This is a genomic window from Marinobacterium zhoushanense (genome assembly GCF_014641945.1).
Taxonomy (GTDB): domain Bacteria; phylum Pseudomonadota; class Gammaproteobacteria; order Pseudomonadales; family Balneatricaceae; genus Marinobacterium_D; species Marinobacterium_D zhoushanense.
The window spans coordinates 18,648-40,302 of record NZ_BMIJ01000012.1 but is presented as its reverse complement, the minus strand read 5'-3'; the positions used below and the strand labels follow the sequence as shown (position 1 = coordinate 40,302).

The following is a 21,655-nucleotide window of genomic DNA, read 5'->3' as shown; positions in this document are numbered from 1 at the left end:
TTGTTAAAGAGCGTGCTGAGCGACTTGCTTACTACCGAATCCGTCGTCTCAAGCGAGGCGCATATCTTACCGCCTCAGCGTTCGGTGTCAAGCGTTTATTTTCGCTTTTTCACCGCGACCTCTTCGCATCAAATTCAAAAAATACACAATGAATTCAACATCTTGGAGACCGCCTCACTTGACCCCGGCCAACCTCTGAAGGCGTTCAGCTCAAGCGAGGAGGCGCATTCTACAGACCTCCCCGAGGGAGTCAACAGGGTGCTGTAATATTTTCAAAAAAACTCAGCTTTTTTTCGCTCGCTTCTTCTGGCGCTGCTTGAGCTCTTTTACATGCTGCCGCTGACGCTCCTTCTTTGCCAGCTGACGAGCTGTAAGCGTATTGCGCTTACCGGCAAAGGGGTTATCGCCCGTGCGGAACTCGAAACGCATGGGCGTGCCCTTTACCTTAAGCAGCTTGGTGAAGCGGTTCTCAAGATAACGTTTATAGGCACCCGGCAATGCATCGGTCTGATTACCATGCACGACGATAATCGGAGGATTCGAGCCCCCCTGGTGAGCATATCGCAATTTGATACGACGATTATTGACCGTTGGCGGCTGATGATCCGCTACCACGTCCTCCAGCAACCGGGTCAACTGGTTGGTTGACCATTTCGCCATAGCACAACGATAAGCCTCATTGATCGAGCCATACAGGTCACCGACACCGGAACCGTGCAGCGCAGAAATGAAATGGAAACGCGCAAAAGCGGCAAAGGCCAATCGCCGCTCAACCTGCGTCTTGACACTCTCTTTCTGCTCTTGGGTCATGCCATCCCATTTATTCAGGGCCACAACCAGTGCACGCCCAGAATCGATAACGAAACCCAGCATGTGCAGATCCTGCTCGGTCACCCCTTCACGAGCATCAATTACCGCAACGACGACATTGGCATCCTTTATCGCCTGCAGGGTTTTTACGATGGAGAACTTTTCCACCGCCTCACGAATATGCTTGCGCCGACGCACACCCGCCGTATCGATCAGCGTATAGGGCTGCCCCTCCCGCTCGTAGGGTATGTAGATACTGTCGCGGGTGGTACCAGCCTGGTCATATACGACGACCCGATCCTCACCGAGCATACGATTTACCAGCGTCGATTTGCCTACATTGGGCCGACCGACAACAGCTATCCGTACACTCTGATCATACTCTTTCTCCTCAGCATCCTGCTCATCCGGCACTGCGATGCCCAGCTCATCCAAGGCATAATCGATCAATGCCGTCACGCCTCGACCATGGGCTGCCGCGATAGTCAGGGGCTCTCCGATGCCTAACGCGAAGAAGTCAGAGCGCGCCACATCAGGATCGAGCCCGTCTACCTTGTTCACCACCAGATGGCAGGTCTTCTGCTGACGGCGAAGATGGTCGGCGATCATCTCATCGGCCGGATTGATCCCAGCACGCGCATCGACGAGAAAAAGCACCACGTCAGCCTCATCGATGGCCAACAGGGACTGTTCGGCCATCGCCTTATCAATTCCTGCCTCATCGCCCGAAATACCGCCGGTATCGATGACGATATAATCTCGCTCACCCAGCTTGCCCTCACCATATTTACGGTCTCGCGTCAGACCCGGCAGGTCCGCAACCAATGCATCCCGCGAACGGGTCAGGCGGTTAAAAAGCGTAGACTTGCCAACGTTAGGCCGGCCAACCAGTGCAATCACCGGAAGCATATAGATCACCCAGAAGCAGCGCGGCGGCGTTCCACTTTATGCAGAGCGCCGCCGCCAATGCAGTAAAAATAAAATTAGTTCAGTTTCAGCGCGGCGAGTTTTCCGTCATTACTGAACACGTAGAGCGTATCGTCGACGACCACCGGATCACTGAAAACACCTGACCCATCGAAGTTATAACGCGCGACAAAATGACCATCGATCTGGGAAACGAAATGCAGATACCCCTCTGCATCCGCCACCGCTACGGTATCACCCAGCGACACCGGCGAGGTCAGGCGGCGATAACGTAACGCATCCTGATGCCAAACACTGGCGCTACTGCCGGCATCAAAGGCACTGATCTCATCATCCGCAGAGATCGCGTAGATATTACCAAATCCCGCTGCCAAGCCTCTATAACTGGAGTAGTCCTGGGCCCAGACCATCTGCGCGCCTCGCGGGTTCAGTGCCATCAAACGCCCCTGATAGCTGCTCACATAGACCAGACCATTGAACAGCAACGGACGCCCATCTATATCAACAATACGTTCCAGCTCAGAACGCCCCTCGGCCAGCGCTATACGCTGCTCCCACAGCGCATTACCGGTAGCGTTATCAATGGCGACCAACTTACCGTTGGCAAATCCGGTTAGCGTTACATTCGCCACCAAAACCGGTGCACTGGTACCACGCAGACTCAACTGAGGGATCTGACTATCGAATGTCCAGCGATGTTCACCGGTCACCCGATCCAGGGCAGTCACCTGACCATTGATCACCTGCACTACAACCAACTCTGCATTCACCTGCGGCTGTGCGACCACCTCCGATGAAACCTTGCTACGCCAAAGCTCCTCCCCGGAGTCGGAGTCAAGCGCAACGACCTCGCCGTCCTCGGACGCAACGACGACGACACCGAAACCCGCGCCAATGCCTCCCGACAATGTCATCTCCAGGTCAGCGTCCCAGACCTTGCGTCCTGCATCGCGGGACAACGCCACAACCTCGCCTTCGCGATCAGCTGCAAACAGATTCACATCGCCGACGGCCGGCACGAACTGGTGATACATGCTACCGGGACCCGCACCAACCTGGGCGCTCCAGAGCACATCAACCTGTTTTTCGGCATCGAAGCTAACGAGCTTTGTCGGCTCCACCTCTGCCTCGCCACCCCACAAACCGCAGCCACTCAGCAACGCGGCTGCCACCAGCAGCGATATCGAACGCCCGGATCTCATGACTCATCTCCCTGTGCGAGATCATCCCGTTTCATCTGCAGCACCGCCTGTGCCTGAGGCGTTGCCGCGGCCAGCGCGTTGTCATAGGCCTTGCGTGCCTCGTCAATTTCGCCCAAAGCGACCAGCACATCACCAAGCAGCTCTTCATAGGCAGCGGTAAAATACCCCGCATCGCCACCCTTGAGCAGATCACGGGCCGCCTCGGCATCACCTTGCGCCAAGCGAATCCGCGCACTGCGCTGCAGCGCCAGCTGCTTGAGCTCTTCCTGCTCCGAGTTCTGCTGCACCCAGGCAAGATCATCGAGCGCCTCGTCGAAGGCACCGTTATCCACGTTGACTTTCGCCATTAGCAACGACGCCAGCACGGCATAACCGCTATCCGAGTAATCGCCTTTCAGAGTGCCAGCCAAATGCTCGGCCGTGGCGCGCTGGGCATCAACATCAGGAGCCGAACGCAGCGCCAGGACCGCATCGACCAACTCTTGATAGGTAATCGATGCATTTGTCGCCTGGACCTCCATACGCTTCTGCCAGCCCTGCCAGCCAAGCACGGCTGCCACAGCGACTGCGATCGCCAGCAGCAGGGAGCGACCGTTCTCCTTCCACCAGTTTTTTATCGCTTCGATCTGTTCTTCTTCAGTACGCAATTCAGCCACGATCCGTTCTCACTCCTGCTCAGCAGCGTAGATTGCGACCAGCTCTGCGGTCAGCGCTGCTGTATTAATCTGTTTTTGATCCGCCGCTTCGCGCAGAGGCTTGAGTGTCACCACTCCCGAGCGCCGCTCATCATCGCCCAGCAGCAATGCGTATCGGGCTCCGCTCTTATCGGCCTTCTTCATCTGACTCTTAAAACTGCCGCCGCCGCAGTGCAGCTGCACCCGCAGCTCAGACTCTTCACGGAGCTGCTCAACGATACCGAACATATCGGCCAACGCGTCATCGCCCATGGCAATGGCGTATATGTCGATCTTCTGATGCACATATTCCGGCACCGCCTGCAATGTTTCCAGCAGCAGAATCAGGCGTTCGACTCCCATCGCAAAACCTACCGCAGGCGCCGGCCTGCCGCCAAGCTGTTCGACCAGCCCGTCATAACGCCCTCCGGCGCAGACGGTCCCCTGGGCACCTAACTGATCGGTTATCCACTCGAACACGGTTTTGCCGTAGTAATCCAGACCACGCACCAGGCGTGCGTTGACCTCGTAGGCGATACCCGCACTGTCAAGCAACGCACACAGCTGTTCAAAATGGTGTCGCGACTCATCGTCGATATAGTCGTGGAAGTGCGGCGCCTCGTTCAGCAGCTCCTGAGTGCTCGACTCTTTGCTATCCAGTATTCGGAGAGGATTGGTCGACAACCGGCGCTGACTATCAGCATCCAACTTATCCACATGCTCACTGAGGTACGCGACCAGATCATCTCGAAAGCGCGCCCGCGCCTCGGCACTGCCCAAGGTATTCAGATGAAGTTTTACAGCCTGATCAAGGCCCAGCCGACGCCATAAGCGCGCCGTCATCATGATCAGCTCGGCGTCGATATCCGGCCCCTGCATACCGAAGGTTTCGACACCGATCTGGTGAAACTGGCGGTAACGACCCTTTTGCGGACGCTCATGCCGGAACATGGGCCCCATATACCAAAGCCGCTGAACCTGGTTAAAAGTCAGGCCATGCTCTTCACAGGCGCGCACGCAACTGGCGGTCCCTTCAGGTCTCAGCGTCAGACTATCGCCATTGCGATCCTCGAAGGTGTACATCTCCTTCTCAACGATATCGGTTACTTCACCGATGGAGCGCTTGAAGAGATCGGTCTGTTCAACGATCGGCATACGCAGTTCGCTGTAGCCGTAGCTCGCCAGAACACGTTTAACCTCGGTTTCCAGATACTGCCAGATCGGTGTCTGATCCGGCAGGATGTCGTTCATGCCCCTAATGGCTTTTATCTTCGCCAAAATTCCACTTTCCCGTATTACAGATGGAGATTAACGTTCTGACACTGGGAGCGTCAGGCGGGCAACATTTTTATTGCTAACGCTGTCAATATCAACAGGCTCACCGCCATATTCGATCACGCCAACCGCACTGGCACGCCCGATCACGACCGCCAACGGTTCCTCACCCTCCAGATTCAACTCTTGACCACTTTTGGCGATACCGTTGAACAGGGAACGGCCCGAGGCATCCTTAACACTTAGCCAGCTATCTTCAGCCAGCACCAGATGCAGTACAGCGATACCCGTCGCAACCTCCTCAGCACTATTCGTCGGCGCCTCCTCGACGGCCGCGCGCGCAGCAGGCTGCTCAACAACGTCCTCCTCTAACTGGTGCTCCGCTGCCGCCTCCTCCGGCGTCTCCGGCTCGGCCTGGGATTCGCCAGCAGGTTCGCCTGCCGCGCCAGAAGCAAAAGGATCGGACGCCAGTGACTGGTAGGATTCACCCTCTCCCAGCACACCGTCATCAAGCGGTGGCAGCACCAAAGTATTGCCATCCGCGGTATCCACGGTCACCGGCGCACTGCTGTCTGTCGTAATCACCGCGTCGATCGAGTTTTGCGTCTGCCACCACCACACCACCGTACCGATAATGGCCAGGACGAATATCAGCGTTCCAAAGCGCATCAGCGACCGGCTCTGTCTGGCCGGTGTGGTGGATACGGTACCCACCATACGTACGGCGCTGCGCGTATCCTTCGCCCCCACGGACTGATCATAGAGTGCCACATAATAATCAGGCTCAAGCTTGAGCCGACGCGCGTAGGATCGTATATACCCGCGAATAAACACCGCGCCGCCGAGCGCCTCGAACCGCCCCGCCTCTATCGACTCCAGCGTTTTGGCCGGCAGCCTCAGCTCACGCGTCAGCTGATCAAAGCTCAGGCCAAGGGCATGGCGCGCATCAGCAAAGTCACCGCCCGGAAAGGATTGTCCAACGCTCGGGTTTTCCTCTTCACTGCTCACTGCGCAGACTCCTTGTACAACTGATATTCAGCGGATTCTGGGAACATGTTTTTCAACAGCAGGGCATAGGTTGCCGCGCGCCCGGATTGCTTTTCATAACGAGCCACTCGAACACCAACCCACAAGCTGAGCGGAAAATGATCAATCTGTTTGGAATCTACGTACTCGCGGAACTGGTCGAACAGTACCGCGGCCCCGGCCTGATCGCCTTTTTCCAGCAGAATATCGGCCAGCTCCACCATCGCGATAGGGCGCTGGCGAGACAGTGTCAGGGCGCGATTAAAGGCGTGCTCGGCAACATCCAGCCGCCCGATCTTGCGATAGCAGCGTCCCATGTTTTCAAACGCCTGGGCGCGCGCCTGATAGAAGGGATCCTCTGTTGCCCTGGCCAGCTCCTGACAGGCTTCATCGAAACGCTGCTGGGCAAACAGAAAGGCACCAAAATTGTTATGTATCATCGCTGACTGCGGATCTGCCGCAACCGCTTTGCGGAAGTAACTCTCGGCGATAGAGAGGTCATCTTCAGCCTGGAATACCAGCGCCAAAGCATTGAACGCCGGAGCGTAGCCATCGTCGATTTCAAGCGCGCGCAACAGCGGACCTTTGGCGCTGGCTGTATTACCGGCACGCAGGTATTGCAAACCCAGACTGGTATAGGATTCCAGAGCCGCGTCGGGGGACGAGTTTGAGGAGTTAAAGCCATCAGAAGTCGTCGTACATGCTGAAACAACACACGCCGCCCCTAACAGCAGCACAGCATGTAATTTACGCATCTATCCCCCCTAAATTGATTGGCTCTTCCCCTGAACAGGCTCCTCTTGTACCACAGCGATATACTTTTGGCTACGCCGGGTACGATCCATCACCTGGCCGACCAGCTGACCGCAGGCCGCATCAACGTCATCACCGCGGGTCCGGCGCACGGTGGTCAGGATATGGCTGCTCAACATGATCTGTTTGAATGCCTGAATAGCCTCTTCCGAGGGGCGGCTGTAACCCGAGTTAGGGAAGGGGTTAAAGGGTATGAGATTAAGTTTGCATGGCAGCTTACGCAGCACTTTAACGAGCTGCCGCGCATGTTCGGGCTGATCGTTGACGCCGGCGATAAGCGTATACTCAACCGTCACCACCCGCTTGTCATTGAGTCCCTGCAGGTAGCGGTTACATGCGGCAATCAGCTCGTCGATCGGGTACCGTCGATTGATCGGCACCAACTCGTTACGCAGTTCATCGTTGGGCGCATGCAGAGACACCGCCAGTGACACATCACTGACCTCACGCAAACGATCCAGCGCCGGCACCACACCCGAGGTGCTCAGGGTTACCCGACGCTTGGACAGACCATAGGCGTTGTCATCCATCATCAACTCGGTGGCAGCGACAACGTTATCGAAATTCATCAGCGGCTCACCCATCCCCATAAACACCACGTTGGTCACGCGGCGCTCACCGGAGGGATCGAACGGCCCGAAGGAGCGGATTGCCACTCGCAGCTGACCAATAATTTCCGCAGTACTCAGGTCTCGATTGAAACCCTGCTTACCGGTTGAACAGAAGCTGCAATCGAGCGAACACCCCACTTGGGAAGAGACACAAAGCGTTTTGCGGTCACCATCGGGGATCAACACCATCTCGATTGCTGAGCCGCCATCCATACGGATGACCCACTTTCGCGTACCGTCCTTGGAAAACTTCTCCATGACGATTTCCGGCTCGCGGATCTCAGCCACTTCAGCCAACTTCGCCCGCAGCGCCTTACTGATGTTGGTCATCTCATCAAAGCTGCTGGCGCCAAGCTGATGTATCCACTTCAGCACCTGAGTTGCGCGAAAACGCTTCTCACCCATCTCATCGAAGAAGCTCTCGAGTTGCTTTGGTGAGAGGCCGAGCAGGTTGACCTTGGCGGCGGATTCAGTCATGGGAGTCACTCGTTTCTGAGTACAGGGGCCACCGAACGGCGGCCCCGACAGGGATCACTTACCGAAGAAGTAGGCGATCTCGCGTTCAGCAGATGCAGCAGAGTCGGAGCCGTGTACGGCGTTCGCATCGATAGACTCGGCGAAATCACGACGAATAGTACCTTCAGCCGCTTCTTTCGGATTGGTCGCACCCATCAGTTCACGGTTCAGCGCAACAGCGTTTTCACCTTCCAGCACCTGAACCACAACCGGACCAGAGGTCATGAATGCAACCAGGTCGGCGAAGAAAGGACGCTCTTTGTGCTCAGCGTAAAAGCCTTCGGCCTCCGCTTTGCTCAGCGCTTTCATCTGCATTTCAACAACCTTCAGACCCGCTTTTTCAAAACGCGTCAGGATTTCACCAATCACGTTCTTAGCGACAGCGTCCGGCTTGATGATAGAGAGTGTACGTTCAGTAGCCATGTTAAACCTAATCCCAAAGTTGTAGGGTTATAAAAATGCAAGGCGCAGCATTATACGCGACTGTTTAAAGCCTGAACAGCAACACGTACAACTCTACGCCGCGACACAACACTTCGACGTCAACGCCAGAAGACAGCAAAGGAGTCGCCGAATTAAAGCGACGAGGATCAGCAACGCCCTTTCTTTGCTTGTCCCGGCGGACAGAATGAACTGCGGTGACGATCGTCGTGATGGTGGTGTCCTTCACGATAATAGTACTCGCCACGCGGCTCGCGATGTCCGTCACGGTAACCGTCTCGACGATAGCCATCGGTGTTGATTGCAGTACCGACAGCAGCACCAATACCTGAGCCAACGACGGCACCGTCGCGACCACCTAACTCGGCGCCGACAGCACCGCCTAAAGCGCCGCCGATGGCGCCACCAATGGCGGAGTCGACTGTCAGGTCACGGGCCATTGCCAGCGCCGGCAACAGAGACAGCATCGTGATGGCGATTACGGATTTTTTCATAGTTTCCCTCCCCTGCCCTCCGGATGTCCGGTCGAACAGTTTGCAGTGTCTTCAACAGGCATCCGACGCAGCTGATGCGGCGGATGGCGCTTATCGGACTCCAGTCAGGCCAACGGCGCCGGTAGCCGGCCTTGGCGATGGTGCCCGTAATGATACCCCGCAGGCGATGACGCTCAGCCCGGTAGTCGCCAAGAGCAACTACACCGCTGCCGTGCATACCTTCGAGATACCCCAAAGACAACAAACCCGGCAATAAGTGCCGGGTTCAGGGTTACTCGGAGCCGATTAGGCTCTCAATCCCGCTCTTCGATCCAGGTCATCTGGATCGCCTCCAGAATTTTCTCACCACAATGTGACGGATCGTCATCGAATCCATCCAGTTCCAGAACCATCTGCATCAGGTCCGGGAAGTTGATCTGCAACGGATCAAGCTCCGGATACTTTTCATCCAGCTCAATCACGATCTCCTGCACATCTATCCACTTAAGCCCCATGATCCCCACTCCACTTCAGTGCTGTTCGGAAACCTGGTTGATGGTGTACTTGGGAATCTCGATCACCAGATCCTCATCCGTCACCACCGCCTGACAGCTCAAGCGCGACTCGGGCTCCAGCCCCCAGGCCTTATCCAACATGTCGTCCTCGAGCTCATCCGACTCTTCGAGCGAGCCGAACCCTTCACGCACGATCACGTGACAGGTCGTGCAGGCACAAGACTTTTCACAGGCATGCTCTATCTCGATACCATGCTCCAACGCGGCATCGCAGATGGTGATCCCCGGCTCCACCTGGATCACCTTCCCCTCCGGACAGAGCTCCTCATGCGGCAGAAAAATCAGCTGCGGCATTATTTCAACTCCTTACCCAATTCATCAACCCGATGCCCCTGCAGCGCCCGCTGGATACCCTTATCCATACGCCTTGCTGCAAATTCATCGCTCAGTTTAGCCAGAGATTGCACACCCGCCTCGATTGCAGCGGCATCGCCACCACCTGCAACGTTACGCAACTCAGTGATCGCCTCACTCAGCGCCGCCGTCTCCTGCTCATCGAGCAGCTCGCCATCCTGCGCCATAGCGGCCTCCAGCGCATCCACCAGCCGCCCAGCCTCAACCTGCTGCTCGCGTAGCGCACGCGCCGCCATATCCTCTTCGGCGTGACTGAAGGAGTCTTTCAGCATGCCGGCAATCTCGTTATCGGTCAGCCCGTATGAAGGCTTGACCTGGATACTGCTCTCGATACCGGTCGACAACTCTTGCGCAGACACACTAAGCAAACCATCGGCATCGATCTGGAAGGTGACGCGAATTTTGGCTGCGCCCGCTGCCATCGGCGGGATACCGCGCAGTACGAAGCGCGCCAGCGAGCGACAATCGGTGACCAGTTCGCGCTCACCCTGAACCACGTGAATCGCCATCGCCGTTTGGCCATCCTGATAGGTGGTGAACTCCTGACCTCGCGCCACCGGTATTGCGGTATTGCGATGGATCACCTTCTCCACCAGCCCACCCATGGTCTCGAGCCCCAACGAGAGCGGAATCACATCAAGCAGCAGCATCTCGCTGTCGGGCTTATTACCGGCCAAGACATCAGCCTGCAACGCGGCGCCGATGGCCACCACGCGATCGGGGTCGATCTCGATATGCGGCTCACGACCGAACAACTCACCCACGCGCGCGCGCACCAGCGGCACACGGGTCGAGCCTCCGACCATGACCACCTCACGCACCTCGTCGGCGGACACACCAGCATCCTTCAACGCCCGACGACAGGCGCGCAGCGTCTTCTTCACCAGCGGCTCGATCACGGAATCGAACTGCTCGCGGGAGATGCTCAAGCCTTGAGACTGCCCGTCCAGCTCAAGCACCAGCTCGACGCAATCCTCTGCGCTCAGCTGCTCTTTCACACGCCTGGCCAGCGTAGTCAGATAACGCGCCTGCTGGGCGTTGGGTTCCAGCTCGATGCCAGACTCTTTCAACATCCAGCGCGCCAACGCGTAATCGAAGTCATCACCACCCAGTGCACTATCGCCACCGGTGGCCAGCACTTCGAACACGCCTCGACTCAAGCGCAGCACCGAGATATCAAAAGTACCGCCACCCAGGTCATAAATGGCGATAACACCCTCATCACCCTGATCCAGGCCATAGGCCACGGCCGCCGCCGTAGGCTCATTGAGCAGACGTAACACATTCAGGCCGGCCAAACGGGCCGCGTCCTTGGTTGCCTGACGCTGAGCATCGTCGAAGTAGGCCGGCACAGTAATGACGGCCCCAGCCAGAACACCGTCCAGCGACTGCTCCGCACGTACACGCAACGCACGCAGGATATCCGCTGATACCTGCACCGGGCTGCGCGGTCCCGCCTGGGTCTCGATAAAGGGCATACCACCTTCGCCTGGTGCAAAGCGGTAGGGCAGCTCGTCGCCAAACGACAGCACATCCTCGACACCGCGTCCCATCAGGCGCTTAACGGAGATAATCGTGTTATAGGGATCTTCTGCCGCGTGAATCATCGCAGCACTGCCTATCTCGACAGAACCGTCCTCGGCGTAATACGCCACCGACGGCAGCAGATGCTCGCCGTTTATATCCGCCAGCGTCTGCGCTTCACCACTGCGAACGGTGGCCGCTAGCGAGTTGGTGGTTCCCAGGTCGATCCCGACAGCCAGCTTGCGCTCATGTGGCGCAGCACTTTGCCCGGGCTCGGCAATTTGCAACAAAGCCATAGCTATTCCGTTCAGTCGTCCAGCAAACGATCTTCGAGCAGTTCGATCTCTTTATGCAGTTTGGTCACGAATTGCAGCTTGCGCACCACTTTTTCGGCGCCATCGAGATCTTGGTGTGAAAAGAGAGAGACAAACTCCGCCAACAGACTGCGCAACTCGGCATCCGCCTGCTCCCGCAAGGTATCGAGCTCCGACTCGGGATCAGCATGATCCGATGCCTGAGCAAGACGCTCGCGCAGCTCCATCTGCTGCATCAGGAACATTGGGTCCAGCTGCGCACCCGACTCGCCATGCGTGTCGCGTCCTGCCAGCAGGAGCAGATACTGCGCACGACGCAACGGAGATTTCAGCGTCGCCAGTGCCTCGTTAATATGTGCCGTGTACTGCACTGCCAGGCGACGCTCACGCTCAGAGAGATGAGCAAAACGATCAGGGTGCCACTGCTTTTGGAGTGCCCGGTAACGCTCGCTGAGCAAGGCCTGGTCTACATCGAAGCCGGGCTCGAGATCAAACAGCTCAAAGTAGTTGCGGGTCATATCCATGCGTCAGTACAGCACCCTAAAGTTCTGACAGGGGTCAGACGTTAAAGCTTTCACCACAACCGCATTCGCTGCGCACGTTCGGGTTGTTGAACTTGAAGCCCTCGTTCAGCCCTTCTTTGACGAAATCCAGTTCGGTTCCGTCGAGGTAGAGCAGGCTTTTTGGATCGATGGCGACATGTACGGGGCCAAACTCGAACACCTGATCATCGGATTCGATATCGTCGATGAATTCGAGCACGTACGCCATACCCGAGCACCCGGAGGTACGCACACCAACACGAATTCCCTTACCGTGACCACGTTTTTCGAGATAGCGCGCGACATGATTGATCGCCGCGTCTGTCATACTGATCGCCATATAACCCTCAAATACTCAACAACCCGGACCAAGCCATCAGGGCTCAGCCGCGCTTCTTGCGGTAATCCTCGATCGCTGCCTTGATGGCATCTTCCGCCAACACCGAGCAGTGAATCTTCACCGGCGGCAACGCCAGTTCTTCGGCGATCTGCGAGTTTTTCAACTCGGCTGCCTGATCCAGCGTCATCCCCTTGACCCACTCGGTCACCAGGGAGCTGGATGCGATTGCAGAACCGCAGCCATAGGTTTTGAATTTTGCGTCTTCAATCACACCCTCGTCATTGACGCGGATCTGCAAACGCATCACATCGCCACACGCCGGCGCACCGACCATGCCGGTACCGACATGATCATCGCTGTCATCCATCTTGCCGACGTTGCGCGGGTTTTCGTAATGATCAATAACCTGTTCGCTGTAAGCCATAACGACCTCCAAAAACTTAAAATGCCCGCGTTAGTGGTGCGCCCACTCAACCTTGCTCAAATCCACGCCATCTTTGTACATATCCCAGAGCGGCGACAGCTCGCGCAGTTTGCCCACAGCCACCTTGATCTGCTCCACCGCGTAGTCGACCTCCTCCTCGGTGGTAAAGCGGCCGAAGGAGAAGCGGATCGAGCTGTGCGCCAACTCATCGTTAAGCCCCAGCGCACGCAGCACGTAGGAGGGCTCGAGACTGGCCGATGTACAGGCAGAACCCGAAGATACCGCCAGGTCTTTCAACGACATCAGCAGGGATTCACCCTCGACGAAAGCGAAACTGACGTTAAGGTTGCCCGTGACACGCTGGGTAACCGAACCGTTGACGTGGACCTCTTCCATATCCTTGATGCCGTTCCAGAAACGATCACGTAGCGCCTTGAGACGCTCAGCTTCCTGGCTCATCTCCTCTTTGGCGATGCGCGCAGCCTCACCCATGCCCACGATCTGGTGGGTCGGCAGCGTACCGGAACGCATACCGCGCTCATGACCGCCACCGTGCATCTGCGCTTCGATACGGACGCGCGGTTTGCGGCGAACGTAAAGCGCACCGATACCCTTGGGCCCGTACATCTTGTGCCCGGAGAGCGACATCAGATCGACCTTCATCTCGGCCAGATCGATCGGCAGCTTGCCGGCACTCTGCGCCGCATCGACGTGGAGCAGCACACCGCGACTGCGGGTCAGTTCGCCGATAGCCGCAATATCGGTAATGGTGCCGATCTCGTTATTCACGTGCATCAGGGAAACCAGAATCGTGTCTTCGCGCAGCGCATCAGCCACCATCTGCGGGGTGATGATGCCATCACTGCCCGGCGTCAGATAGGTCACCTCAAAGCCTTCACGCTCAAGCTGACGACAGGTATCCAGAACCGCCTTATGCTCGATCTTCGACGTAATGATGTGCTTGCCCTTCTTGTTGTAGAAGTGCGCCACACCCTTGATCGCCAGGTTATCGGACTCGGTCGCACCCGAGGTCCAGACGATCTCCCGCGGATCGGCATTGAGCAGATCGGCCACCTGACGACGTGCAGTCTCTGCCGCCTCTTCCGCTCTCCAGCCAAACTGATGCGAGCGCGAGGCCGGATTACCGAAGTTCCCGTCCAGGGTCAGACAGCTCATCATCTTGTCAGCCACTCGCGGATCAACCGGTGTAGTCGCGGAATAATCGAGATAGATCGGCAATTTCATTTCAATCTCCAAAACTTACTCTTCAGGATGCCGAGGCAACACTGCTGGCGATCAGCTTCTCGGGCTGCGCCATTACACGCTGCTGCCGCTCTGCAACCTCTTGCACTTCGTGCCGGTGCACAAGATCAGCCAAGCTGATACCACTCAGAAATCCGTGAATCTGATCGCTCAAATCACACCAGAGATGGTGGGTCAAACACACCTCTCCGCTCTGACAACTGCCGGTCTTATTACAACCCGTAGCGTCAACCGATTCATTGACCGCGTCGATCACTTCCGCCACATTGATCTCACCGCGCTCACGCTTAAGCTGATAGCCGCCACCTGGGCCACGCACGCTGTGCACCAACTCATTACGCCGGAGCTTGGCAAACAGCTGCTCCAGGTAGGATAATGAGATCCCTTGCCGCTCGGAAATGTCGGCCAAACTGATCGGCCCCTTACCTTCATGCAGCGCAAGATCCAGCATAGCGGTTACGGCGTAGCGCCCTTTAGTCGTCAATCGCATATCTATCCTCATCTACTCTTACGAGTCTGGGCGCATTATGCAAATCCCGAGGGTTTTAGTCAACTATTATTCCGACTAATTTACTAGGCTTCTTGCCACCCCATCAGAATAATCAATCACCTATCCGCATCATCATCGGACTGCGACAGCATCTTACGATTTACCGACTTCAGTATCCCCCGCAGCACATTCACCTCAACCTTGTCCGGCACAGCGCGCAAAAACAGCCTTCTCAGGCGCGGCATCAACTGGCGCGGATTGTCAGGGTCGAGAAACTCGATGTCGATCAAGGTGCGTTCAAGATGCTCGAACATCCGCTCCAGCTCGGCATGATCGGCCAGCTCGATATCCCAGTCTGTCCCCCACTGCGGCTTGTCGACCTCAGACCGATACAGACTCGCCATACGCAACTCATAACAGATCACCTGCACCGCGGCCGCCACATTGAGCGAGCTGAAGCCTTCGACGGAGGGTATATGGACATGATGATGGCAGGCATGCAGCTCTTCATTGGTCAGACCGCGATCTTCGCGCCCGAACAGGATCGCCACACGCTTTCCCACCGCACCATCGCCCACGCCCTTTTCAGTCGAGGACAGTGCAATTGCCGCCAGCTCCCGCGGATTGATCACCGGCCAGGGAATATGCCGCCCTCTGGCACTGGCACCCACCACCAGCTGACAATCCTGCAACGCCTCGTGCAGCTCATCGACCACCTGCGCAGTGTCGAGAATATCGGTAGCTCCGGATGCGCGCGCCGTGGCCGCCTCGTCCGGGTAGTGTTTGGGCGACACCAGACAAAGATCGCTCAACCCCATATTCTTCATGGCACGAGCAACCGCACCAATATTGCCGGGATGTGTGGTATTCACCAGAACGATGCGAATATGATCAAGCATGCCAACGCCACAGGATGAAAAAGGGCCGGTATCATAGCAGATTCTCCGCCGCTTTATCGACAGAACCGAGAAGCGGAATTACTCACCCGGCACCCGCAACACCACAGATCATCGACCACCTCGACAAGATCTTGCGCATATATGCAGCGAACGGTTCAGCCGCGCCGCGACCTGAGCTACAATAGTCGTTTGATTTTCTACGAACGACTGGATCCCACTACCGATGCAACCTATGGTCAATATCGCTCTGCGCGCCGCCCGCCTGGCAGCCGAGCAGATCGTCCGCGCCACCGAACGCCTGGACCTCATCAAAGCCGAACAGGCCGGCGTGGCCACTTTTATCAATGACCTCTGCCAGCAGGCCGAACGCACCATCGTTCACACCCTGCAGAAAGCCTACCCGCACCACACTCTGGTCGGCGACTACACCGGCCGCCACCAGGCGATCGGCGAAGGCCCCACTCCCTGCGAATGGCAGATCACGGTGATCGACAACCTGCACAACTTTTCCAACGCCGTGCCCTCATTCGCATTGAGCCTGACCGGCCGCATCAAGGACAAAGTCACTCACGCCCTGATCCTCAACCCGATCACCGGCGAAGAGTTCACCGCCAGTCGCGGCGAAGGTGCCCAGCTCAATGGCAAACGCCTGCGCGCCAGCACCCGCAAAGATCTCGACGGAGCACTGATCGGCACCGGATTCCTCGGCCGCAAAAGCGATGCAGAGGGGCTCGACACTCAGGTCGCGATCATGCGTGAACTGATTAACGCTGGCGCCACTCCGTTCAACACCGGCTCGGTGGCACTGAACCTGGCCTACACCGCCGCCGGACGGCTTGACGGCTTCTGCCAGCTCGGACTGAACCAGAGCGAGCAAGATGCCGGCCTGCTGCTGCTACAGGAGGCTGGCGCTCTGGTAGGCGATACCGCTGGCGGCAGCAACCATCGCGACTGCGGCAAGCTGGTCGCCGGTAATCCGAAGATCTTCAAAGCACTGCTCAAGATGCTCCGCCCGGCGCTCAGCCACTGATCCCGGGTCAACAAAAAAATGCCGCTCCCTGTGCGGCATTTTTTATACCCACAGAAAACAAAAACGCCGTGCTTGAGCACGGCGTTTTCAGATCAGCTTGCAGCTGAAGCCTTATCCCTGGAACGGATCCCGCAACACGATCGTCTCCACCCGGTCAGGCCCGGTGGAGATAATATCGATCGGCGCTTCAACCAGCTCCTCAAGGCGACTGATGTAGGCACGCGCAGCAGCAGGCAACTCCTCCAGCGCTTTTACACCAACCGTACTATCGCTCCACCCTGGCACGGATTCATACACCGGGGTCACACCCTCGTAATCCTCACTGCCGCTAAGCGATGTCACTGCGTTACCCTGGGCATCCTGATAGCCCACGCAGATATTGATCTGATCCAGTCCATCAAGCACATCCAACTTGGTCAGACAGAGGCCCGACACAGAGTTGATCTGGATCGCATGTTTGAGCGCCACCGCATCGAACCAGCCACAACGACGGGCACGCCCGGTGGTGGCACCGAATTCGTGGCCACGCTCAGCCAGGCGCGCACCGATATCGCAATTCAGCTCGGTCGGGAACGGTCCCCCACCGACACGCGTGGTATACGCCTTGGTGATGCCCAGCACATAATCCAGATAGAGCGGACCGAAGCCGCTGCCGGTAGAGGTACCGCCAGCCGTAGTATTGGAGGAGGTGACATAGGGGTAGGTACCGTGGTCGATATCCAGCAGCGAGCCCTGAGCTCCCTCGAACATAATGCTGGCACCCTGCTTGCGCAGCTCGTGCAGGCGGGCGGTGACATCGGTGATCATCGGCACCAGAGTCTTACCCATCTCCAGGCAGTGCGCCAGCAGCTCATCAACGTCGATCGGTTCGACCTTGTAGTACTGCTCGAGCATGAAGTTATGATAACCCATCACCTCACGCAGCTTCTGTTCAAAACGCGCAGGGTCAGCCAGGTCGCCAAGACGCAGACCGCGACGAGCCGCCTTGTCCTCGTAGGCCGGACCGATACCACGACCGGTGGTGCCGATCTTGGACTCGCCACGCGCCTTCTCGCGCGCCTGATCCAGCGCCACATGGTAGGACAGGATCAGAGGGCAAGCCGGGCTTAGATGCAGACGATCCGCCACAGGCACACCACTGGTTTCCAGCTCGGCGATCTCTTTCAGCAGCGCATCCGGCGAAAGCACCACACCGTTACCGATAAGGCACTCGACATTCTTGCGCAGGATGCCCGAGGGGATCAGATGAAGAACGGTTTTCTGACCATCGATTACCAGCGTATGACCGGCGTTATGACCGCCCTGAAAGCGCACAACCGCTGCAACCTGCTCAGTCAGCAGATCGACGATCTTGCCTTTGCCTTCATCACCCCACTGGGTGCCCAGAACAACGACGTTTCTACCCATTGCTGTCTCTAAAACTCTTCTGAATTGGGAAATGTTTACCGGGCCTCGACGACCCACTGCTTATCCTTCTGTACCAGCTGACGATCACAGCAGCCCGGTACCACTTCTCCTTCAAGCGTCTGAACGACGCGCACGCCCTGTAGACGCAATTCCGACACCGCCGCCAGCAGCTCCGCATCCTCACCCGAGGGCGCCAGCACCGCACTCTGCTCCGGCGCCGGCAACGCCTCAGCCGTTTCCAGCAAGGTTTTCAGATCGGAACTGAACCCCGTTGCCGGGCGTGCACGACCGAAGTCACGACCTATCTCATCATACCGTCCACCCTTGGCGAGCGCCTGACCAAAGTGAGGCGTATAGGCGGCAAACACGATACCGGTGTGGTAGTGATAGCCGCGCAGCTCACCCAGATCGAAATAAAGGTCGGTCTGCGGATAGCGAGCAGCAACACGCTCAGCAACACGCTCAAGATAATCCAGCGCCGCTGAAATGCTCGCCGATCCGGCAAACAGCGCCCTCGCCTGCGCCAACACTTCGATACCGCCACTCATGCGCGGCAGCGCCAGCAAACGCTCGGAAAGTGCCGGCGCCAACGCTAACGCCTCGACAAACCGTGCGATCTCCGGCAGCGCCTTACGCTGTAACATATCGAGGAAATCATCCTGCTGCTCAGCCGTCAGCTCAGCGTCGCTCATCAACTGACTGAATACGCCGACATGCCCAAGATCGAGGCTGATCGGCCCGCGCACGCCCACTGCATCCAGTGTCTCCAGCATCAGCGAGATCACCTCGACATCGCTATCGACTCCTGCATGACCATAGAGCTCAGCACCGAGCTGAAGCGGGTTGCGTGACGCAAGCTTATGCCCCGGACGGGTATGCAATACCGAGCCACAGTAGCAGAGACGACTCGGACCTTCCGTGCGCAGGCGATGCGCATCGATGCGCGCCACCTGGGGCGTGATATCCGCCCGCACCCCGAGCGTATGACCACTGACCTGATCGGTCAGTTTGAATGTTTTCAGCTCCAGATCCCGACCTACGCCGGTCAACAACGACTCCAGATGCTCGGCCAGCGGCGGCATCACCAGGTCATAGCCCCAGCAGTGGTAGAGATCGAGCAGGCGGCGGCGCATCATCTCAACCTGACGCGCACGCGGCGGCAACATCTCTTTCATTCCATCCGGCAGCAACCAGCGATCTGCCAATGTCATGCAGTGCTCCAAGTACAGTTAAACCAAAATCAGTGGATCAGATACAACGCCAGAAGCCCAATCAGCATCGACGCCAAACCGACCCCTCGGAGTACGGCGTCATCGATATCCGCCAATTGAACCACCAGTCGGCGCCAGCGTTGCGGGTAGAGGAAAGGCAACACACCCTCGATCACCAACATCAGGCAGAACGCGATCATCAGTTCTCGCCAAAGTTCGGCCATCGTCCCACCCCATCCACAAAAAAACCGGGCCTCGACCCGGTTACCGAATACTACCATGAAAACGGGCGCCGAGGGCACCCGATTTATGCACAGGATGTACGGCATGCCGCGGGCGCATGGATGCGCCGGAGCGGCAATGTACAGGAGGCTTGGCATGGTATGCCGTCGGCACTCAGATGTGTCCGAGCGGCAAATACCACCTCATGCCTTAGCGCCGCGGCGTGTTCGCATCATCCAGATAACGGAAGAACTGTGTATCCGGCTTCAGCAGCATCACGTCGCCACCACCACTGAAGGTGTCACGATAGGCCTCCAGGCTGCGATAGAAGGCGTAAAACTCTGAATTCTTGCTATACGCCCCCGCATAGATGCTCGCCGCTTCGGCATCCCCCTCACCACGCGTTTCCTCGGAATCACGATAGGCTTCCGCCAGGATTACCGTGCGCTGACGATCTGCATCCGCGCGGATACCTTCCGCCAGTTCGCGACCACGAGCACGCAGTTCCCGCGCCTCACGCTCACGCTCGGTGCGCATACGCTCGTATACCGACGAGGACACCTCGGGCGGCAGATCGATACGCTTGACCCGCACATCGATGATCTCGATACCATACTGCTCGTCCGCCTGCAGACTCAGGTCGCGAATCACCGCATCCATAACCTCTTCACGCTCACCGGACACCACCTCGGTAACCGTACGCTCACCAAACTGGTTACGCAGCTTCTCCTCGATGTTGTTGGACAGACGTTCCGACGCCCGGAAAATATCACCGGTGATGGAGGTGTAGTACTTCGCCGGATCGGCGATCCGCCACTTGACGAAGGAGTCCACAATCAGACGCTTTTTCTCCAGCGTCAGGAACGACTGCGGGCGCGCATCCAGCGTCTGCACACGGGCATCGAATATTTTCACGGTATTGACGAACGGGATCTTGAAGTGCAGTCCCGGCGACACGTCAGGATCGACGATCTCACCGAAACGCAGCATCACGGCCCGCTCTGTTTCCTTGACGATATAGACCGACTTGGAACCGACCATCACCACGATCAGCACGGCGATCAGGGCATAGAGAGACTTGGGGTTCATCAGCGGCCCTCCCGTGTTGTAGATGAAGAACTCTGGCGCTGACGCAGCTGATTCATGACCTCATCGGTAATCTGCCGCAGACTGTTATCATCGAGCCGCACCGGCCGACCACTGGTGTCACGCACCTCGGACTGCTTATCCATCAACTTGTCGAGCGGCAGGTACATCATGTTGTTCCCTCCCTCGACATCAACCAGCACCTTGGGCGTCTTACCCAACACGTCCTGCATGGTTTCAAGATAGAGACGCTGCCTGGTGACTTCCGGAGCTTTTTCGTACTCGTCCAGCAGCGCGGTAAAGCGACTCGCCTCACCCGTTGCCCTGGCCACTTTCTCTTCCCGGTAGGCGTTCGCTTCCTCGATCAGACGCTGCGCCTCACCACGCGCCTCCGGCACCACGCCATTGGCATAGGTCTGCGCCTGGTTGATGGTGCGCTGCTCATCCTCGCGCGCCTTGATCACATCATCGAACGCTTCCTGCACCTGACTCGGCGCCTGGGCGTTCTTGATGTTGACCTTGGTAATGTTGATCCCGGTGCCGTAGAACTCCATGTAGCGCTGCAGACGCGCCTGCACCTGCAGACCCAGGGCCTCACGCCCCTCGGTCAGGATGGCATGCAGGTCGGTGGTACCGACCACATGGCGCAACGCCGACTCGGCAGCATGGGCCAGACTCTCTTCCGGATCACGCACGTTGAGCACAAATGCTTTCGGATCGGTCGCCACATACTGAACCGCCAGATCGATGTAAACGATATTCTCGTCCTCGGTCAGCATCTGCGAGTCATGACTATGGGTCCGCACCACCTCGGTATTCACCGTGGTAACCTCATCGATCAACGGCGGGTTCCACTGCAGACCGGGCTGTACCGTTTCTTGGAACTTACCCAAACGCAGCACCACGCCACGCTCCGGCTGATCCACGGTATAAAAACCCATCCCCGCCCAGAACAGCGCCGCCAGCACGATCACCACCAGCAGGAAACCGAAGCCACCGCCGCTGCCTGAACCGCCGCCGGAACCGCCACCACGACGCTTCCCACCGCTGAAGATCACATTCATTCTGTCCTGCAGTTTGCGCAGCGCTTCATCCAGATCCGGTGGACCCTGATCCTGACCGCGTTTGCCACGGTTATCCTTGCTGCCGCCGCTCCAGGGGTCATGGTTGTTGCCATTACCACCAGGCTCATTCCAGGCCATACTG

Annotated in this window: 26 protein-coding genes; 3 read left to right on the top strand and 23 right to left on the bottom strand. The window is 57.6% G+C overall.

The features are described 5' to 3' along the window. Positions 1-267: hypothetical protein (locus IEX40_RS22145; RefSeq protein WP_229680884.1), on the top strand; the 267-nt coding region annotated here is incomplete at its 5' end. A 15-nt stretch (positions 268-282) separates the two neighbouring features. Here IEX40_RS22145 and der read toward each other — a convergent pair. The 9 genes from der to IEX40_RS21560 all read right to left on the bottom strand — a co-directional run bounded on the left by der (position 283) and on the right by IEX40_RS21560 (position 8,789). Further along, on the bottom strand, positions 283-1,719 hold the full coding sequence (der, locus tag IEX40_RS21600) for a ribosome biogenesis GTPase Der (RefSeq protein WP_188752272.1): 1,437 nt from the start codon (positions 1,717-1,719) through the stop codon (positions 283-285). Positions 1,720-1,793: 74 nt separating this feature from the next. Continuing rightward, on the bottom strand, positions 1,794-2,939 hold the full coding sequence (gene bamB / locus IEX40_RS21595; protein WP_188752270.1) for an outer membrane protein assembly factor BamB: 1,146 nt from the start codon (positions 2,937-2,939) through the stop codon (positions 1,794-1,796). Further along, positions 2,936-3,595, bottom strand: coding sequence for a YfgM family protein (locus IEX40_RS21590; RefSeq protein WP_188752267.1), 660 nt, complete (start codon positions 3,593-3,595; stop codon positions 2,936-2,938). The genes bamB and IEX40_RS21590 overlap by 4 nt, the downstream gene beginning before the upstream one ends. Positions 3,596-3,604: 9 nt before the next feature. Next, positions 3,605-4,894 carry a histidine--tRNA ligase gene (hisS, locus tag IEX40_RS21585; RefSeq protein ID WP_188752288.1) on the bottom strand — a complete coding sequence of 430 codons (1,290 nt, stop codon included), beginning with the start codon at positions 4,892-4,894 and terminating at the stop codon, positions 3,605-3,607. Between the two features lie 27 nt (positions 4,895-4,921). Next, positions 4,922-5,896: a RodZ domain-containing protein gene (locus tag IEX40_RS21580; protein WP_188752266.1), complete on the bottom strand. Its 975-nt coding sequence runs from the start codon at positions 5,894-5,896 to the stop codon at positions 4,922-4,924. Continuing rightward, positions 5,893-6,669: a type IV pilus biogenesis/stability protein PilW gene (pilW, locus tag IEX40_RS21575; protein WP_188752264.1), complete on the bottom strand. Its 777-nt coding sequence runs from the start codon at positions 6,667-6,669 to the stop codon at positions 5,893-5,895. The genes IEX40_RS21580 and pilW overlap by 4 nt, the downstream gene beginning before the upstream one ends. Positions 6,670-6,678: 9 nt before the next feature. Continuing rightward, on the bottom strand, positions 6,679-7,815 hold the full coding sequence (gene rlmN / locus IEX40_RS21570) for a dual-specificity RNA methyltransferase RlmN (protein ID WP_188752261.1): 1,137 nt from the start codon (positions 7,813-7,815) through the stop codon (positions 6,679-6,681). Positions 7,816-7,869: 54 nt separating this feature from the next. Continuing rightward, positions 7,870-8,277, bottom strand: a complete 408-nt coding sequence (ndk, locus tag IEX40_RS21565; RefSeq protein ID WP_188752259.1) for a nucleoside-diphosphate kinase — start codon at positions 8,275-8,277, stop codon at positions 7,870-7,872. 167 nt (positions 8,278-8,444) lie between these two features. Further along, a complete protein-coding gene (locus IEX40_RS21560; RefSeq protein WP_188752257.1) occupies positions 8,445-8,789 on the bottom strand; it encodes a YMGG-like glycine zipper-containing protein in 345 nt (114 codons plus the stop codon). 40 nt (positions 8,790-8,829) lie between these two features. Between IEX40_RS21560 and IEX40_RS21555 the strand changes: the two genes are divergently transcribed. Beyond that, positions 8,830-9,045: a hypothetical protein gene (locus IEX40_RS21555; RefSeq protein WP_188752255.1), complete on the top strand. Its 216-nt coding sequence runs from the start codon at positions 8,830-8,832 to the stop codon at positions 9,043-9,045. 37 nt (positions 9,046-9,082) lie between these two features. On the opposite strand, the gene iscX is transcribed toward IEX40_RS21555, so the two are convergent. The 9 genes from iscX to IEX40_RS21510 form a co-directional block, all read right to left on the bottom strand. Then, the gene (gene iscX / locus IEX40_RS21550) at positions 9,083-9,283 is read right to left on the bottom strand and encodes a Fe-S cluster assembly protein IscX (RefSeq protein ID WP_188752253.1); all 201 of its coding nucleotides are present in this window, start codon (positions 9,281-9,283) and stop codon (positions 9,083-9,085) included. A gap of 15 nt (positions 9,284-9,298) precedes the next feature. Next, positions 9,299-9,637: an ISC system 2Fe-2S type ferredoxin gene (gene fdx, locus IEX40_RS21545; protein WP_188752251.1), complete on the bottom strand. Its 339-nt coding sequence runs from the start codon at positions 9,635-9,637 to the stop codon at positions 9,299-9,301. Beyond that, complete coding sequence (gene hscA / locus IEX40_RS21540; protein WP_188752249.1) at positions 9,637-11,517, bottom strand: Fe-S protein assembly chaperone HscA; 1,881 nt, start codon at positions 11,515-11,517, stop codon at positions 9,637-9,639. The genes fdx and hscA overlap by 1 nt, the downstream gene beginning before the upstream one ends. A gap of 11 nt (positions 11,518-11,528) precedes the next feature. Next, positions 11,529-12,059 carry a Fe-S protein assembly co-chaperone HscB gene (gene hscB / locus IEX40_RS21535; protein WP_188752247.1) on the bottom strand — a complete coding sequence of 177 codons (531 nt, stop codon included), beginning with the start codon at positions 12,057-12,059 and terminating at the stop codon, positions 11,529-11,531. 34 nt (positions 12,060-12,093) lie between these two features. Beyond that, positions 12,094-12,417 (bottom strand): iron-sulfur cluster assembly protein IscA, encoded by a 324-nt coding sequence (gene iscA / locus IEX40_RS21530; RefSeq protein ID WP_188752245.1) that lies wholly within the window; start codon positions 12,415-12,417, stop codon positions 12,094-12,096. A gap of 43 nt (positions 12,418-12,460) precedes the next feature. Then, positions 12,461-12,841, bottom strand: a complete 381-nt coding sequence (gene iscU / locus IEX40_RS21525; RefSeq protein WP_188752243.1) for a Fe-S cluster assembly scaffold IscU — start codon at positions 12,839-12,841, stop codon at positions 12,461-12,463. A 30-nt stretch (positions 12,842-12,871) separates the two neighbouring features. Next, positions 12,872-14,086 (bottom strand): IscS subfamily cysteine desulfurase, encoded by a 1,215-nt coding sequence (locus IEX40_RS21520; RefSeq protein WP_188752241.1) that lies wholly within the window; start codon positions 14,084-14,086, stop codon positions 12,872-12,874. 22 nt (positions 14,087-14,108) lie between these two features. Continuing rightward, positions 14,109-14,594, bottom strand: a complete 486-nt coding sequence (gene iscR / locus IEX40_RS21515; RefSeq protein ID WP_188752239.1) for a Fe-S cluster assembly transcriptional regulator IscR — start codon at positions 14,592-14,594, stop codon at positions 14,109-14,111. A gap of 116 nt (positions 14,595-14,710) precedes the next feature. Then, on the bottom strand, positions 14,711-15,493 hold the full coding sequence (locus IEX40_RS21510; protein WP_188752237.1) for an RNA methyltransferase: 783 nt from the start codon (positions 15,491-15,493) through the stop codon (positions 14,711-14,713). A 223-nt stretch (positions 15,494-15,716) separates the two neighbouring features. On the opposite strand from IEX40_RS21510, the gene IEX40_RS21505 reads away from it, so the two are divergent. Next, positions 15,717-16,523 carry an inositol monophosphatase family protein gene (locus IEX40_RS21505; protein ID WP_229680883.1) on the top strand — a complete coding sequence of 269 codons (807 nt, stop codon included), beginning with the start codon at positions 15,717-15,719 and terminating at the stop codon, positions 16,521-16,523. Between the two features lie 111 nt (positions 16,524-16,634). On the opposite strand, the gene IEX40_RS21500 is transcribed toward IEX40_RS21505, so the two are convergent. The 5 genes from IEX40_RS21500 to hflK form a co-directional block, all read right to left on the bottom strand. Next, positions 16,635-17,930 (bottom strand): adenylosuccinate synthase, encoded by a 1,296-nt coding sequence (locus tag IEX40_RS21500; RefSeq protein ID WP_188752235.1) that lies wholly within the window; start codon positions 17,928-17,930, stop codon positions 16,635-16,637. Positions 17,931-17,965: 35 nt separating this feature from the next. Continuing rightward, a complete protein-coding gene (locus IEX40_RS21495) occupies positions 17,966-19,141 on the bottom strand; it encodes an ATP phosphoribosyltransferase regulatory subunit (protein ID WP_188752233.1) in 1,176 nt (391 codons plus the stop codon). Between the two features lie 29 nt (positions 19,142-19,170). Further along, positions 19,171-19,365, bottom strand: coding sequence for a DUF2065 domain-containing protein (locus tag IEX40_RS21490; RefSeq protein WP_188752231.1), 195 nt, complete (start codon positions 19,363-19,365; stop codon positions 19,171-19,173). A 208-nt stretch (positions 19,366-19,573) separates the two neighbouring features. Further along, positions 19,574-20,452 (bottom strand): protease modulator HflC, encoded by an 879-nt coding sequence (hflC, locus tag IEX40_RS21485; RefSeq protein WP_188752229.1) that lies wholly within the window; start codon positions 20,450-20,452, stop codon positions 19,574-19,576. Beyond that, positions 20,452-21,651 carry an FtsH protease activity modulator HflK gene (gene hflK / locus IEX40_RS21480; RefSeq protein WP_188752227.1) on the bottom strand — a complete coding sequence of 400 codons (1,200 nt, stop codon included), beginning with the start codon at positions 21,649-21,651 and terminating at the stop codon, positions 20,452-20,454. The genes hflC and hflK overlap by 1 nt, the downstream gene beginning before the upstream one ends. Positions 21,652-21,655: the final 4 nt, after the last annotated feature.